The 13,398-nt window shown below is 52.1% G+C and carries 15 protein-coding genes; 5 read left to right on the top strand and 10 right to left on the bottom strand.

The window, feature by feature from the left end; translation table 11 throughout:
- Positions 1-11 precede the first annotated feature (11 nt).
- Positions 12-929 (bottom strand): LysR substrate-binding domain-containing protein, encoded by a 918-nt coding sequence (locus FFS12_RS10580; RefSeq protein WP_137886802.1) that lies wholly within the window; start codon positions 927-929, stop codon positions 12-14.
- A gap of 167 nt (positions 930-1,096) precedes the next feature.
- Between FFS12_RS10580 and FFS12_RS10575 the strand changes: the two genes are divergently transcribed.
- Entirely contained in the window at positions 1,097-2,116 is a 1,020-nt protein-coding gene (locus FFS12_RS10575) for a zinc-dependent alcohol dehydrogenase family protein (protein ID WP_137886801.1), read from the top strand.
- A gap of 17 nt (positions 2,117-2,133) precedes the next feature.
- On the opposite strand, the gene dusA is transcribed toward FFS12_RS10575, so the two are convergent.
- Positions 2,134-3,072, bottom strand: a complete 939-nt coding sequence (gene dusA / locus FFS12_RS10570; RefSeq protein ID WP_256657364.1) for a tRNA dihydrouridine(20/20a) synthase DusA — start codon at positions 3,070-3,072, stop codon at positions 2,134-2,136.
- Between dusA and FFS12_RS10565 the strand changes: the two genes are divergently transcribed.
- Positions 3,049-4,416 carry a site-specific integrase gene (locus FFS12_RS10565; RefSeq protein ID WP_256657363.1) on the top strand — a complete coding sequence of 456 codons (1,368 nt, stop codon included), beginning with the start codon at positions 3,049-3,051 and terminating at the stop codon, positions 4,414-4,416. The genes dusA and FFS12_RS10565 overlap by 24 nt on opposite strands.
- A 412-nt stretch (positions 4,417-4,828) precedes the next feature.
- On the opposite strand, the gene FFS12_RS10560 is transcribed toward FFS12_RS10565, so the two are convergent.
- From FFS12_RS10560 to FFS12_RS10545, 4 genes are all read right to left on the bottom strand, one after another.
- Positions 4,829-5,737 carry a GIY-YIG nuclease family protein gene (locus FFS12_RS10560; protein ID WP_137886798.1) on the bottom strand — a complete coding sequence of 303 codons (909 nt, stop codon included), beginning with the start codon at positions 5,735-5,737 and terminating at the stop codon, positions 4,829-4,831.
- 282 nt (positions 5,738-6,019) lie between these two features.
- Entirely contained in the window at positions 6,020-6,598 is a 579-nt protein-coding gene (locus FFS12_RS10555; protein ID WP_137886797.1) for a hypothetical protein, read from the bottom strand.
- Between the two features lie 112 nt (positions 6,599-6,710).
- A complete protein-coding gene (locus FFS12_RS10550) occupies positions 6,711-7,019 on the bottom strand; it encodes a hypothetical protein (protein WP_137886796.1) in 309 nt (102 codons plus the stop codon).
- A 52-nt stretch (positions 7,020-7,071) separates the two neighbouring features.
- Positions 7,072-7,455, bottom strand: a complete 384-nt coding sequence (locus FFS12_RS10545; protein ID WP_137886795.1) for a DUF4160 domain-containing protein — start codon at positions 7,453-7,455, stop codon at positions 7,072-7,074.
- Between the two features lie 949 nt (positions 7,456-8,404).
- Here FFS12_RS10545 and FFS12_RS10540 point away from each other — a divergent pair.
- Both FFS12_RS10540 and mobV read left to right on the top strand, forming a co-directional pair.
- On the top strand, positions 8,405-8,848 hold the full coding sequence (locus FFS12_RS10540; protein WP_137886794.1) for a hypothetical protein: 444 nt from the start codon (positions 8,405-8,407) through the stop codon (positions 8,846-8,848).
- A gap of 5 nt (positions 8,849-8,853) precedes the next feature.
- Positions 8,854-9,858, top strand: coding sequence for a MobV family relaxase (mobV, locus tag FFS12_RS10535; RefSeq protein WP_137886793.1), 1,005 nt, complete (start codon positions 8,854-8,856; stop codon positions 9,856-9,858).
- Here mobV and FFS12_RS10530 read toward each other — a convergent pair.
- From FFS12_RS10530 to FFS12_RS10515, 4 genes are all read right to left on the bottom strand, one after another.
- Positions 9,844-10,125 carry a hypothetical protein gene (locus FFS12_RS10530; RefSeq protein WP_137886792.1) on the bottom strand — a complete coding sequence of 94 codons (282 nt, stop codon included), beginning with the start codon at positions 10,123-10,125 and terminating at the stop codon, positions 9,844-9,846. The genes mobV and FFS12_RS10530 overlap by 15 nt on opposite strands.
- Before the next feature lie 72 nt (positions 10,126-10,197).
- The gene (locus tag FFS12_RS10525; RefSeq protein WP_137886791.1) at positions 10,198-11,271 is read right to left on the bottom strand and encodes a replication endonuclease; all 1,074 of its coding nucleotides are present in this window, start codon (positions 11,269-11,271) and stop codon (positions 10,198-10,200) included.
- A 25-nt stretch (positions 11,272-11,296) separates the two neighbouring features.
- Positions 11,297-12,384 (bottom strand): IS3 family transposase gene (locus tag FFS12_RS10520; protein WP_137886790.1). Its coding sequence is split into 2 segments (ribosomal slippage): positions 11,297-12,135 and positions 12,135-12,384, totalling 1,089 coding nucleotides; the frame shifts between segments, so codons are not numbered across the junction.
- Positions 12,385-12,439: 55 nt separating this feature from the next.
- Complete coding sequence (locus tag FFS12_RS10515) at positions 12,440-12,841, bottom strand: hypothetical protein (protein WP_137886789.1); 402 nt, start codon at positions 12,839-12,841, stop codon at positions 12,440-12,442.
- Positions 12,842-12,995: 154 nt separating this feature from the next.
- On the opposite strand from FFS12_RS10515, the gene FFS12_RS10510 reads away from it, so the two are divergent.
- Positions 12,996-13,398 (top strand): hypothetical protein (locus FFS12_RS10510; RefSeq protein WP_137886788.1); only part of this gene is annotated, 403 nt, incomplete at its 3' end.

Below are 13,398 nucleotides of genomic sequence, written 5' to 3'. Positions count from 1 at the left end.
ACGGGAGGCTTCTATTGCAGGCTATCCGGGTCGCCGATGAACATCTGGATGCGTGAGCGCAGCCAGCGTTCGGCGGGGTCGTTGTCCTGTGCGCCACGCCAGGCCATGGATAACTCGAAAGTGGGGATTTCCATGGGTAAGTCCTCGGCGCGCACCCCGCCCGCTGCGGTAAGGGCCGCGGCGGTGTAATCCGGAACTATGGACACCAGGTCGGTGCCGGCGAGCAGGGTCCCCAGGCCGTTGAATTGCGGCACGGCCAGTACCACTTTGCGTTTGCGGCCGATCTTTGCCAGTTCATCATCGATAAAACCATTCAGGTCGCCGGCGAAGGACACCAGGGCATGCGGGCGCGCGCAATAGTCGTCGAGGCTGAGCCGCCCGGGCGCGGCATCGGCGCGCAGCAGCTTGGGCTTGCTGCGGCGCAAGGTCTTGCGTTTGGCATTGGCCGGAAGTTCATCGGTGTAGCTGACGCCCACGGAAATTTCCCCGGAGGCGAGCAGGTTTGGCATCAGCAGGTAGTTGGCGCGGCGCACCACCAACACCACGCCGGGGGCCTCGGCGCGTAATCGACGGAGCAGCGGAGGCAGCAGGCCGAACTCGACATCGTCCGACAGGCCGATGCGAAACACCGCGGTGCTGGTGGCCGGGTCGAACTCCGAGGCGCGGCTGACGGCGGTGGAGATCGAGTCCAGCGCCGGTGACAGCAGGCCGAAGATTTCCTGGGCGCGGGCGGTCGGCTCCATGCTGCGGCCGGTGCGAACGAACAGCGGGTCGTCGAACAGGCTGCGCAAACGGGCCAGGGCGGCACTGATCGCCGGCTGGCCGAGGAACAGTTTTTCCGCCGCCCGCGTCACACTGCGCTCGTGCATCAGTGTCTCGAAGACGATCAGCAGGTTCAGGTCAACGCGGCGCAGGTCGTTACGATTCATTCGACGGCTCTCAAAAATCCCTTGCGCATGAGGCTGAAGGGCTGCGCCGTTGGCGTCAAGTCGCCGCATCATTGGCATTTATGTCGACTATCGATAGCCGCGGGTGGTTTTGCCGGCAAAGCCCCGATAAAGTCCATGGCATTAGGGATCCCTATGCGAGGTGAGAGATGTCCCGCGTGATTCGTTTCCATCAGTTCGGCCCGGCTGAAGTGCTCAAGCTGGAGCAACAACCAACCGCACAACCCGCGGCGGGTGAGGTGTTGCTGCGTGTCGAGGCTATCAGCGTCAGCTGGTACGACGTGTTGTGGCGGCAGAACCTGGCGCCTTCGCAGGCGCATTTGCCGGCGGGGCTGGGGCATGAGTTGGCCGGCGTAGTGCTGGCGCTCGGCGAGGGTGTGGATGACCTGGCCGTGGGTGACAAGGTGGCCAGCTTCCCGGCCCACAGCCCCAATCAATACCCGGGGTATGGCGATGAGGTGCTGTTGCCGCGCAGCTCATTGACCCGCTATCCGGAACTGTTGACCCCGATTGAAGCCAGCGGGCATTACACGCCGCTGCTGATCGCCTATTTCGCCTACGTCGATCTGGCCAACATTAAAGCAGGGCAAACCGTGCTGGTGACGGACGCCGCGCACTGTGCGGGACCGGCATTCCTACAGTTGGGCAAGGCCCTGGGCGCGCGGATCATCGCGGCGACCAAAGACCCGGAAGATCGTGAGCAACTGCTGGCCCTCGGCGCCGAGAAAGTCATAGTCACCGAAGAGCAGGACCTGGTGACGCAAATCAGCAAGTACACCGATGGGCGTGGCGTCGACGTGGTCCTGGACGGCCTGGGTGGCCCGCAGATGTGCCTGCTCGGCGATGTGCTGGCGCCGCGTGGGCGGCTGGTGCTGTACGGTCTGCAGGGTGGCAACCAAACGCCATTCCCGGCTTGTGCGGCGTTCCAGAAGAACATCCAGTTCTTCGTCCATTGCCTGGGCAACTTCACCGGTAAGCCGGAACTGGGCATTCCCCAGGATCAGGTGGCACTGGAGCGTGCCCTGAACGCATTGAACCAACTGACCCGTGATCGCGTACTGCTGCCACGGATCGAGCGGGTGTACCCCTTCACGCAATTCGTCGAAGCCCATCGCTACATGGAAGGCTGCCCGAAACATGGGCGGGTGGTGCTGCAAGTCGCCGAGTAAAATCCAACTGCTGTTGGCTAGCGACCTCTGAGCAAATCGGCTGCCTGGTCAAGCAGTGCCAGTGGGTTGGCCGCTTTATGAATGTCGACGGACAGCAACTGGCGGAAACGTCGTGCTCCCGGAAAGCCCTGACCCAGACCCAGCACATGCCGGGTGATATGGTGCATGGCGCCACCGTCTGCCAGATGCTCTTCGATATACGGGCGCAGCAGTTCTAGCGCGCCAACCCGGCTGATGACCGGGGCCGTACTGCCGAACAATCGCCGATCGACCTCGGCCAGCAGATAGGGGTTGTGATAAGCCTCGCGGCCGAGCATCACCCCGTCGAACCTCTGCAGCTGCTCCTGGCATTCCTCCAGGGTTTTGATGCCGCCGTTGAGGATGATTTCCAGGTCCGGGAAGTCCTGCTTGAGCTGCGCCGCCACGTCGTAACGCAGCGGTGGAACCTCGCGGTTTTCCTTCGGTGACAGGCCGGCGAGGATGGCAATTCGAGCATGCACGGTAAAACTCCGGCAGCCCGCCTCGCGCACCTGACCGACGAAGTCGCAGAGTTCGGCGTAGCTGTCACGGCCGTCGATGCCGATCCGGTGCTTGACCGTTACCGGGATCGAGACCGCATCGCGCATGGCTTTCACACAATCGGCTACCAGCCCCGGATGGGCCATCAAGCAGGCGCCGATCATATTGTTCTGCACCCTATCGCTCGGGCAGCCGACGTTCAGGTTGACCTCGTCATAACCCGCTTCCTCAGCCAGCCGCGCACAGGCCGCCAGTTCGGCCGGCACACTGCCACCGAGCTGCAGGGCTAGCGGGTACTCGGCTTCGGTATGGCGCAGAAAACGCTCGTGATCACCGCGCAGCAAGGCGCCGGTCGTGACCATCTCGGTGTACAGCAGGGCATGCCGCGACAGCAGGCGCAGGAAGAACCGGCAATGCAGGTCGGTCCAATCCATCATCGGGGCGACGCTGAATTTCCTGCTTATATGTATTTGATTTATAAGGATATTTTTCAAGTTGGCGACCAGGGAAAAAGCTATGTTTTGCTGCATTGGTGCACACGAGGTGCACACAAGGGGCATAACGGGTACAGGTGCTGGGCATTATACAGATGCATCGTAGCGCACACGCTGGTTGGGTCGAGTGCTGGAGGTTCAGCGGGGGAAATGGAGTTTTTTTCTGAATTTCCCTCCTCTTCGGGTTTAGCAAGCTTTCTCAGAATCATGGCGGCAGGCAGTCAACCGCTAATGAATGAGGAATTGAATATGGCAACTTTCACTAAACTGAAGAGTGGGAAATGGCGCGCGCAGGTCAGGAAGTTTGGCGTCTATCGAGGGGCGACATTTACGACAAAAACAGAAGCTAAGGCTTGGGCCGAAGTGGTTGAGCGGCAACTAATACATGTGGCTGCTGTAGGCTACTCTCAGCCGCCGAAGGATGCGACTGTCGATGATTTGATTTGCAAATACATTGAAATGTCGGTTGCTCGCTTTGGAAAAACCAAGACAGCCACTCTCGATATGCTAATTAAGAAAATTGGTCATGTCCGCTTGAGGGAATTGAATGCGCTGGTTATGCGTGACTTTGTGGACTCTAGGATTGAGGACGGAGCCGGTGGAGTGACAATTGCGGCGGATTTGTCTTTTCTGTCTTCCGTGCTTAAGTGGGCGCGACACTCGCGGCGGCTTGATATTCCTGTTCGGCTAGCGCTTGAAGCTAGAGAGAGTCTTAAGCATATGGGGCTTATGACGAGAAGCTCTGAGCGGTCAAGGGAGCCCACAGATGCTGAACTTGATCAGCTTTATGCGCACTGGGCGCAAAATCCCAGGCAGATTATTGATATGACTATCATGGTGAAATTTGCACTTGCTACCGGGATGAGGCAAGGGGAAATAGCCAGAATTAAAGTGGAGGATGTTAATAGGCGATTAAGAACTGTGCTGATCAGGGATAGGAAAGATCCCAAGAAGAAACATGGCAACAATCAAGTGGTTCCATTGCTCGGTGATGCTTGGGAAATACTGGAGCCCTATTTGTCTAATAGAATGCGCGGCAGTATTTTTGGTGTTAAGGAGGCTTCAGTTAGTGCGGCATTTACTCGTGCCTGTAAGCAGCTGGGGATCCAGGACTTGAGGTTCCATGACCTACGGCATAAGGCGACAGCGGATTTCTTTCGCCATGGGCTGGCAATTCCGCATGTGGCCCTTATGACGGGGCACAAGACCTGGGCAATGCTTAAGCGCTATACCGAGATAAACGCAGCGGATGTGCACAGCGCTAGCGCTCGTCTGGCAACGGCCTAAATGACGAGGAGGGAAATCTTGGATTTTTTCTGAATTTCCCTTCTCTGCCTACAGCGGCTGGTTGGTTAAATTGGGGCCATCAGATCGAGTTGGGGTGAGATACGATGGTAAATGAGCCGAATTTTAATATTGAGAAGCGCCAAGAAATTGCTCGGTCACTAGGGTTTCTGACTGCTAGTGAGTTGGCTATCCTGGGAGGGGTTAAAGTTACTACTATTGAGGCCTGGAGAAAGAGAAGGCAGGGGCCAAAATACGTACAGTTTGGTAATGAGCCCCTTTATCCGATTAGTGGGGTTAAAGAATTTCTTGATGAAATATATTCAGCAACTGAGGGCGTCAAGGAAAGCACTAGACGTCATGTTAGGGATGTTCTCTAGCCAATCACGGGTATTGCACTTAGTGGTTGATGTGGTCAATGACATGGTTGTGCAGAAATAGCGTCCAAAAGTGGAGTGATGTCACAGGTGCAAAATACGTTAACCATTCTTTCTTTTGTTGTTTGTCCTTTTTTTAATCGAATAAGTTCCCGTTTGAAATTCATATCCCAGATCTTCATGCGATCTTCATCTGATCGGATTTTGGAGTTAGAGCTTTTAAGATTTAAGTTTTCGGCGCGAAGAGATTTTTCCATAGTATCGAGTTCGTTTTGAGGCATATCTTCCAGATTTCTATAGAATGATAAATAGCTAATAATGTCTATTTGTTCCCATAGTTCATTTAAGGATTTTAAGGTTCTTTGATGCCCGTCAGAGCCACCTTCTACTAAATTGTAGCAAAGAGGATCTTGGATCCCCTTAAATGTAACAAGCTCAGCCTCTTTCTCATACGCTTCTCTTTCGCTTTCACAGGAATACAAGATTTCCTTTGTAAAGTTTTCTATTCCATACTCATAAATAGCAGCTAAGAGTCGCCTCCCACTTCCCATATATTTTGTATCTTTTTCAATATCACAAGAGCAGGAGCGTTTTCCGATGTAATAACACCCATTAACGTTGTTGATGATTTTGTAGACATAATGATTTTTTATGTCACATAAATCAATATTAAAAGTTACGGTGTTTGTTTCTCCCTTGACTTCTATTTGCCCTTTCAGCTCAGTGCTTCTCTCTCCAAATCTCGATTTATATAGCGCGGCATCAGGTTTGCTCATATAACCCAGGTGAGTGTTCTCATAGGTGACTCTGACTGCGTTTTTGTCGAATTGGTTGTCGTATTCGGGGGCGAGCTTTATGTTGCAATTTATGAGGTTCGTATCTTCTTTAAAGAGATTTTTCCAGTTATCTTTCTGGAATGATGTTCCGACTGCTTTTAATGTCCTCATGTTCTACGTGCCTGTATTAACTTGGTGGAGGTAACAGGGTGATTTTTGGCGGTTTTAGGTGGCTGGCGTTGGAGGTCAGTTGCTCCGGTGCGGGTACATTCACTTGTAGGCATTAGTTTGAAGAAGGTAAATCACGGAGCGCAGGCATCAATCACCCTTTTTATTTGAACGATAATGTCATCTCTAGCCTCATCTAGGCTACCCCAAGGTGCAGATGGATGAAAGGTCAGTATTTGACTCGGCTCAGTTTCAATTTCAACCCTGCCAGAAACAGGTACATTGTTAGAGCGTAACTCCAGATTTCAATATATTAAGCAAATGAGATGGCTCGCAACTGGCTGTGACTGAAGCTTTGTAGTTTCGGCTGAACCCGAAGTAATGGAGTGATATTGCATTAAGAAGCTCTCCTAGTCCGTTAATGACGGATGATATTTCTGTTTCATTAACTTGCGGCAGCTGTTGTTTGGCTAACCTTGCTTCTAGATCGTTATGTGCAATGCGCTTATTTCTATGAGATTTAATGCTGGTAAGGTTGCTCGTGATTTGGTCGAGATGCTTTTGAATGTCAGAGCTTATTTCTTGTGGGATAGGTTCTAGCTTTGAGATTAGATTGTGAATGCTCAGATTTTCGCTTCCTGCCTGTATAGCGGGGTCTGCAAGTTTTGCAGACTTAAGAATAACGTGGTCGTAGAAGAGGTGAAATGCAAAGTCGAAAAAAATTGGCGAGGCTCGATTTAGTATTTCTTGTTTTCTTTCGCCAGGGCCGTCTATGAATAGCTCTGTTAGATATTTCCAGTGAAGATTTATATAGCTAACTTCTTCAGCTATTGCGTTAAATATTTCTTCTGTATCTAGGTTCATAGAGGTACATCCTTGGGCCCTAACGTTTGGTTAAGGGGCGGGCTTTAGCTCGTCCCAGCGAACGAAGTGAGCGGTTTTAACTGGTTGTTAGCAGGCATGTACGGATGCGGTTTTAAATTGTTTCGATGCAGTACTCAATAGGAATTGGTGCTGATACGATTTTTGATGTCAGCTTGTAATGTGTGTCTTTCTCGATTTTTTCTTTTGCCAAAACTTCATCAATACGCATTTCGATTGGAGTTGAAAAATCTGCTTGCACACGAGCCTGGATGAAAGCGGCCATTACATCAAAGAAATAGCTATTCGATTTGTATGATGCAAAGGTATCGCAGCGGCTCTTTGAGAATTCAAATGCTTCTCCGAACTTCTCTTCAAGGTGATTCTTGATTTTATTGAGGACTTCATTTGTGTTTTCGTACATGGTTTCTCCAAATTTAAAATTGTCTAACGCATAATGTCAGAGAGTAAAAAAGTTAGCAGCGGATAGGGCCAACAGGACATCCTTCAGGCCTCATTGAATTCCATGCAGAAATAAGCTCGCTCTTATTTTGCATATGCCATTTCTTAATATTCTTGAACCATTTTTTCAAGCCGCCATCTGGATAAAGTGGGCTGGCGTCATCAATGCGAAAGCTATTTTCCTCGCCATTATATTTTACGTGGAAGTGAGGAGGCGGGTGCTCATCCGCATAGATATGCATTTTCAAACCGCCGAGTGCACCTATAGCGGCTTTTTCGAAGTAAACATATTCATTTCCATCACTGCGCTCTTCTGCGAGCTCAATGATATAGCCACGTTTCATACCTGTTTCGAGTGAAATTAGGGATTCGGACTCAAACTTGATTTTCCAGATCATGGCGAGTGCCTGCTAACGTTTGGTTAAGGGGCGGGCTTTAGCCCGTCCAAGTGAGCGCAGCGAACGACTTGAAGCAGTTGTTAGGCCGGGCCTGCCCGACACGGTAGCCGCCGCAACGCAGAAAGAAAAGGCAGACGCCGCCAAGACAGACGGTGAGCGCGGTAAGTTAATTGTTACGTTGTCCGGCATAAACCAACTCCTTTTGATAATGCCACTAACAATGGCGCCTCACAGGCGACGCGGTGTTGCGATCAAAACCAACCGGAGATGAATTTCCGGAGGCTGCCTAACTATAAGTAGATGACGTAGGCGGGGTAATAATTTCCGTCACTTGTGGCTGATAACGTTCCGTGTCCATGAGCAACTCCTTCAGCGGCGTGCAGGGCGCGTTTAAACGCGACATGAGGCGGAAAGAAAAGCGGCATAGCCTGAACGGAGACTACGGATTCGGTAGCGGCGTGTCCATGGTCTGTTTGTGACCGGCTACTGCTGCTTGCGTCGGGGCATTAGCCAACATTTCTGAGGGGCATCTTCTGGCCGATTACTGCCCCACGCCCACGGCAGTAACTTGTCTCCGCAGTTCATTGATGCCGACGGTAAATGATCTGGACAGGTAAAGGCCTACAGGATTTCTGTTCTTTTCCTGAGCAACCTCGAAGCTGCTTTTAAAAACATCACAAGACAAAGACGGCACGCAGTGGCGTCGCGTAGTAGCACCGGGGGCTTTCCCCGGTCGCCGTGTGGGGGCGAGACCCCACGCCGGCTGCGCCAAAGGGGCGCGACCTTGCAAGGAGCATCGCTCCGCACAGATACCCCAGCGGCACGCTGGCCCACCATCGGCTTGCCGATGTGTAGTGGGTTACACATCGTGAAAATGGAGTTGCACGGCTCCGCACTTATCTGGATAATACTGTACATACATACAGTATTAAGGTGACGGAGAAGCGCCATGGCAAACCAAGTGATACCGCTAAACCCTGAGGATCAAACAGTCCTCATCAGAGCCGCCCTAGCTCTTCCAGAGCAGCAGTTGCGCGAGGAGATTGAGCGAACGATTACATGGGGCCCGGGCCTGCAAATGGGCGAGTTTGTCTATGCCATTCCGCGCAAAGCCCTCCCCACAAGTGCCTGGAATGCCCTTTTAGAGCTTGAAGATTGGGGTATCGCACGTCGCTCAGCTGACCCTGACCTCGGAGAAATTTTGCTTGCCGACAAAGCCTTGTTTGAACTGGTGATCAAAGCGATTCGACTGCTCCTTGAGGGGATAGTAAAGCTACTGACCGGGCAAGCTCCTGAGCCAGCACTAACTGGGACGCTGGAGCCTTCGCCAGCATTAAGGCGAAGGCACCGCTACCAGCGAGGAAACGAGATTGACTCCCCCGAGCTGGGGTGATTGACATGTACTCGATCATTCGGGCGAATAAGCACAAGAGTTTGGCGGCCATCTCTCGGTCAGCACGGCATACATTCAGAGAGCAACCTACGCCTAATGCTGATCCTGCCCAGCAGAGTCAGAACCGTGTGGTGGGGGCCGCTAGTTGCCAGCAGTTGATTCGGGCGCTGAATGATCGGCTTCCAGTCAGAAGACGGCGTGACGCAGTGCTTTGTATTGAGTATCTGATCACCGCTTCCCCTGAAGCATTCCAGCGCTATGGTGGCCCCTTGGATGACCTCGGCAATGGCTATTTTCGGGACGCCCTCGCTTGGCTGCGGCATCGTCACGGCAATGATCAGGTACTTTGCGCAGCAGTTCACCTGGATGAATCTACTCCTCACATGGTGGCTTACGTGGTTCCATTGACCCAAGATGGACGTTTGAGCGCCCGTGATTATTTGGGCGGCCCGAAGGTTGTTTCCGCTATGCAGGACAGCTTCTACGCTGCTTGTGGTGCACCTCGTGGGTTATCACGAGGAGTCAAAGGGGCTAAGGCTAAGCACAGCGATATTGCTAGCTTTTACAGGACGCTCGCCGATGCGGGCGCGGCTCCTCGGCTGAGTGCCATCGACTATGCAGCCAAGGCATTGGGTCATCAGACGCCCGCGTGGCAGCATGCTGAAACGATCTCAAAGGCTCACGCTCAAGGGATAGCGGTTGAGTTAAAACGCAAGAAAGCTCGGGAGGCAAGAGCCAAGAAACTTGAGCGCAACGCGTTGGAATTGAAGTCTGCCGCAACCCTATTGAGACAGCAGCAGGTAGCGCTGGCACAACGCGAGCGGTCGCTATCTCGGGGGGAGAAGATGCTGGCCAGACGGTTGCCGGAGTTGGAGATTATTCAGGCCAAAGCCGAGATGCTGGAGCGGTTGCTGAATCAGGAGCGGGCCTTGACTGAGAGGCCCGTTAGGCGTCCACGAAATAGATCCCTGGATAATCTTGAGCTAGCGCCTGACTTAGTTGGCGGCTAATCCGAAGCGCTGTCTTGCATAATCGGCCAGTGCTATCAGCTTTTGCCGTTCCGACTCGTTCAATTGTTGGTCACGGCGAATCCGAAGCATCGTCGTGAATAGCTCCAGATTCGCGCTGTCGAGCCGATCTATACCGCTAAGATTTACCAGGTAGGGTGTGTCATGACTCAACCAAGACAGAAACGCTTGGGCGAACCATTGCGAGCTACCACCCCCATGGCTGAGGAGCTGCTCAATTTGGTAGATCGTTTGATCAAGATTATTCATTTATGGTTCCTAGTGTAGGTTGCTGTGCTGCCGATCCCATCGGGATCGGAACTTGGATAACTATGTATAACTCTAACTCTTCATGTGGCGGATCCTTTCTATCTTGTATTCGGACTCGGTGCTAATCATCATGTCTCCTATTCTGATAGCTATTACCCTCTTGGTTGGCTCGCCATAGCTGTTGCATGAGGGTTCAGTTACTAGGCGTATGTCACCTCCCTTTTTAAATGGCTCGATGTTTTTTAGCATGTGGTAAAAGCCAAGCCTATTTCTCCAGATTTTTTCTTTTATGAAGGCCGGTAAGCTTCCTGGGGGTATGTCTAGCTTATCCATCTTTAGCTTGTTTATTTTTCTGTACATGGTTGTTAGCCTATTGACGCCAATGTACTGATACTGGCGTGCTCGGATTGCTTTGATGGCGGCTTGCACTCGACTTTTATTCCTGATGGTTGCCAGGTCGTTTTCCTCACGGATGTCATCGTGCATTTCGTCTTGTGCGCATTGCTCTTGTTCTTTCTGTGATAGTGATTTTGAAATGTATTTGTAAATATATGATGCTGCTTTTGCACTTCCTTTTTCTGTGTAGTCTTTACCGATAACAATTGTGGCTGATGCTTCGGTCTTGAATTTCTCTCTTATTGCTTTGATTATATTCTCAATCAATGTGGTTCTTGCGAATAGCAGTATGTGCCAGTGCATGCTTCCGTCTTTATGCGGTTCTACTGTCCTTACTCCAAAATATGACTCAGAGCATGCTGGGATGTCTCGTGCGCTAAGAACTGACTGAATTTGTCCCCACTTAGTGCTTATATATTTATGGCTTGCGACTATGCCCAGCTGATAGTTGTAGCGCCTCTTTCCTTTGGCGGGGTTGGGGTGGTATTCCGCTGGTGCTGTTAGGGTTATAAATAACCACTTAAAGCCATTTTCGTCTGCGAGATGCTCAAGGTTTTTGATGATGTGATACGTCTCCAAAGCCCTGGTTTCTTCGTTTTTTGTTGCAATCTCTAAGAGGTTTTTTGTTTCTCCGGTTTTAATATTTTTGACTGCCAGCTTGGATAGGCTTTTTTTGTTTCTGTCAGATTTTTCTTTAATTCTTTTTAAGGTTTTATCAGAGCAGTACAGCTGGACTGGTAATCCCCCCATTTTTAGTGCTCGCCAGAAGTAGGGGTCAGGCCACGAGGGCCAACTTCTGTTTGGGGGTGATGCCTCCCAGGGCCATGTTTGGCCGCTCGTGATTGTAGGTCCATATCCAGCGCGTGGCGTGCTCTTGTACCTCGGCGATGGATTCGAACAAATAATGCCCCAGCCAGTCGTAACGCACCGTGCGGTTGTAACGCTCGACGTAGGCGTTCTGCTGCGGGTTGCCGGGTTGGATGTACTCCAGGCGGATGCTATGTTTTTCCGCCCAGAGCACGAGCTTGCTGCTGATGTACTCCGGCCCGTTGTCGCTGCGAATGGCCTGCGGCTTACCGCGCCATTCGATCACCTGATCCAGTGCGCGAATCACGCGTTCCGCCGGTAGCGACAAGTCGATATCCATCGCCAGGGCTTCGCGATTGAAGTCGTCGATCAGGTTGAACAGTCGGAAACTGCGGCCATCGGCCAGTTGGTCGTGCATGAAGTCCATCGACCAGCAGTGGTTGATGGCCGGCGGCACGGCAAGCGGCTCAGGCTTCTCCCGCACGATGCGCTTGCGCGGTTTGATCCGCAGGTTTAACTCCAGCTCCCGATAGATCCGATACACCCGTTTGTGATTCCAGCGATGGCCCTTCACGTTGCGCAGATACAGGAAGCACAGGCCAAAACCCCAGTTGCGCTGGTTGTGTGTGAGCCGAATCAGCTGATCGGCGATCTCGGCATTCTCCGCCGACAAGCGTGGCTGGTAGCGATAGCAGGTGGTGCTGACCCCGAAGGCCAAGCACGCCAGCTTGATGCTGACCCGGCCTGAACGAACGGCCTGCTGCGCCATCTCTCGCCGTCGAGATGGCTTCACCACTTTTTTTGCAGCGCCTCCTGGATGATCTCGGCCTTCAGGCGCTCTTCGGCGTACATCTTCTTAAGGCGACGGTTTTCCTCTTCCAACTCGCGCAGCCGAGCCATCAATGAGGCGTCCATGCCGCCGAACTTGGCGCGCCACTTGTAGAAGGTCGCCGAGCTGATGCCGTGCTCGCGACACAGCTCTGGCACTGGGCTGCCGGCTTCGGCTTGCTTGAGGATGGCGATGATCTGGCTGTCCGAAAAACGCGATGTCTTCACGCAAAATTTCCTTGATCCGATTAGGAGAAAATTCTACTTCTGACGAGCACTGTTTTCAGGGGGGATTACCGACTGGCTTGCCTGAGCTATCATTTTTGTTTTTTTGCTCGCCGACTACTTGGTTTCTGGCTTCATGAAGTAGACGGCCTTCGTTTGTTTTGTTCTCGATTGATCGTGTCCAAAATTTTTTGCATTTGGCTCGCTTGATGACCCCTTCAGGAATTTTTGACCTTATTGTTATTCCATAGAAATCGCTTTTATATTCGAAGATTTCTTTGTTTTTTGTTGGGGTTGGTGGGTGTGTGATGAAGTGTTCGCTAATTCTTTTTGCATACATGCGAACAAAATCAATGGAGAGATGCCGTGCTTCGGGGAGGTCGGCAGGGTTCAGTGATAGTAGAAATGTTTCAAATTTATGTTTGAATGTATGGGTGGCCACTTCTGTTAGCTCCGTCATTTGGACGGCACTTACAGTGACCATTCTTTGAAAGGTTGAAGCGAGAGGAAATCTCGAAAAAAATCTCGAAAATCCTCCTTCCAGCCCTAACTACGCCCAGGTAGGCAAGCTGGGTTACGCTAGACCCAGACACAATTCGGCAAGGTGCTACGTAGTGAGCGAGATCGACACCGCACAAATTCAGCTCAGGCAGATTGCTAATCAGAGTCGGGCTTTCAGTAACAGCGCTCAGATGAAGGGACTTGCTGCGTTGGCGAGGGAGTGGAGCGAAAGTGCTCAGCTCAAGCAGCTTGCGGAGCAGAGCCTAGCGTGGAGTAACGGGGCCCAGATGAAAGGACTTGCTGCACAGGCGAAGGAGTGGAGCGAAAGTGCTCAGCTCAAGCAGCTTGCGGAGCAGAGCCTAGCGTGGAGTAACGGGGCCCAGATGAAGGGACTTGCTGCACGGGCGAAGGAGTGGAGCGAAAGTGCTCAGCTCAAGCAGCTTGCGGAGCAGAGCCTAGCGTGGAGTAACGGGGCCCAGATGAAGGGACTTGCTGCACGGGCGAAGGAGTGGAGCG

It is taken from the genome of Pseudomonas sp. 2FE, assembly GCF_005503735.1.
Classification (GTDB): Bacteria; Pseudomonadota; Gammaproteobacteria; order Pseudomonadales; family Pseudomonadaceae; genus Aquipseudomonas.
This window is presented reverse-complemented; position numbering and strand designations above follow the sequence as displayed.

Bases quoted from the DNA above. Each gene is read 5' to 3' on its own strand.
- FFS12_RS10580 (WP_137886802.1), bottom strand. From the start codon at position 929: ATGAATCGTAACGACCTGCGCCGCGTTGACCTGAACCTGCTGATCGTC.
- FFS12_RS10575 (WP_137886801.1), top strand. From the start codon at position 1,097: ATGTCCCGCGTGATTCGTTTCCATCAGTTCGGCCCGGCTGAAGTGCTC.
- FFS12_RS10565 (WP_256657363.1), top strand. From the start codon at position 3,049: ATGCAGGTCGGTCCAATCCATCATCGGGGCGACGCTGAATTTCCTGCT.
- dusA (WP_256657364.1), bottom strand. From the start codon at position 3,072: ATGATGGATTGGACCGACCTGCATTGCCGGTTCTTCCTGCGCCTGCTG.
- FFS12_RS10560 (WP_137886798.1), bottom strand. From the start codon at position 5,737: ATGAGGACATTAAAAGCAGTCGGAACATCATTCCAGAAAGATAACTGG.
- FFS12_RS10555 (WP_137886797.1), bottom strand. From the start codon at position 6,598: ATGAACCTAGATACAGAAGAAATATTTAACGCAATAGCTGAAGAAGTT.
- FFS12_RS10550 (WP_137886796.1), bottom strand. From the start codon at position 7,019: ATGTACGAAAACACAAATGAAGTCCTCAATAAAATCAAGAATCACCTT.
- FFS12_RS10545 (WP_137886795.1), bottom strand. From the start codon at position 7,455: ATGATCTGGAAAATCAAGTTTGAGTCCGAATCCCTAATTTCACTCGAA.
- FFS12_RS10540 (WP_137886794.1), top strand. From the start codon at position 8,405: ATGGCAAACCAAGTGATACCGCTAAACCCTGAGGATCAAACAGTCCTC.
- mobV (WP_137886793.1), top strand. From the start codon at position 8,854: ATGTACTCGATCATTCGGGCGAATAAGCACAAGAGTTTGGCGGCCATC.
- FFS12_RS10530 (WP_137886792.1), bottom strand. From the start codon at position 10,125: ATGAATAATCTTGATCAAACGATCTACCAAATTGAGCAGCTCCTCAGC.
- FFS12_RS10525 (WP_137886791.1), bottom strand. From the start codon at position 11,271: ATGGGGGGATTACCAGTCCAGCTGTACTGCTCTGATAAAACCTTAAAA.
- FFS12_RS10515 (WP_137886789.1), bottom strand. From the start codon at position 12,841: ATGACGGAGCTAACAGAAGTGGCCACCCATACATTCAAACATAAATTT.